The sequence below is a fragment of the Paracoccus sp. JM45 genome, assembly GCF_003590715.1.
Classification (GTDB): Bacteria; Pseudomonadota; Alphaproteobacteria; order Rhodobacterales; family Rhodobacteraceae; genus Paracoccus.
This window is the reverse complement of the sequence record NZ_QQVY01000067.1, coordinates 1-931: the sequence shown is the minus strand read 5'-3', so window position 1 is coordinate 931 and position 931 is coordinate 1. Positions and strand designations below refer to the sequence as shown.

At 59.5% G+C, this 931-nt stretch carries 2 protein-coding genes; both read left to right on the top strand.

What is annotated here, in order from left to right; translation table 11 throughout:
* Positions 1-401, top strand: a 401-nt coding sequence (locus DWB67_RS17740) for an IS5 family transposase (RefSeq protein ID WP_119808850.1), incomplete at its 5' end; no start/stop codon positions are given.
* A gap of 112 nt (positions 402-513) precedes the next feature.
* Positions 514-931 (top strand): transposase (locus DWB67_RS17735; RefSeq protein ID WP_147385982.1); only part of this gene is annotated, 418 nt, incomplete at its 3' end.

The following is a 931-nucleotide window of genomic DNA, read 5'->3' as shown; positions in this document are numbered from 1 at the left end:
CAAAAGGTGGCATGAACACAAAGCTGCATGCCGTCACCGATGCGAAAGGCAGACCGATCCGGTTGTTCATATCGGCTGGGCAGGTCAGCGACTACACGGGAGCGGCGGCGTTGCTGAACAGCCTGCCGCGGGCTGATTGGTTCTTGGCGGACCGGGGATATGATGCTGACTGGCTCCGAAAAGCGTTGCAGGACAGAGGGATAAAAGCCTGCATCCCTGGCCGGAAGAGCCGTAAGACGGCAGTGCATTACGATAAGCGGCGCTATAAAAGGCGCAATCGCATCGAGATTATGTTTGTACGCTTGACGGACTGGAGACGTGTCGCCACGCGTTACGACAGGTGTCCGGAGACATACCTCTCCGCTATCGCACTGGCCGCAACTGTCCTATTCTGGCTGTGATTAGGAATGAGATGCCGTAACGGGGCCTGCGCCGCGACCTGCTTGTTACCGTTGCCAAACTCAGGTCAATCTGGCGCCATTCCCGTATTAGATCCATCTGGAGGACTGCGGGATGAAACTGTTTGTCGGACTGGACGTGTCGCTGGAGAAGACCGCGATCTGCGTCATTAGCGAGCATGGGAAGATTATGAGGGAGGCGCAAGCGGCCAGTGAGCCGGAAGCGCTGGCGCGCTGGATTGGGAACCTGGACGGCACCATCGCCGCCGTCGGTCTTGAAGCCGGCCCCCTATCGCAATGGCTGCATCGAGGCATGACCGAGGCGGGTCTTAGTGTGGTGCTTATGGAGACCCGGCAGGTGAAGGGCGCCTTGAAGGCGATGCCGATCAAGACGGACCGACGGGATGCCGAAGGCATTGCGCGCCTGCTTCATCTCGGCTGGTTCCGGCCCGTCCATTGCAAATCCGTCTCGGCACAGGAAGTGCGCGCTCTGCTCAGTGCCCGCAAAGCCGTGCAGCAGGGCTTTATCACTC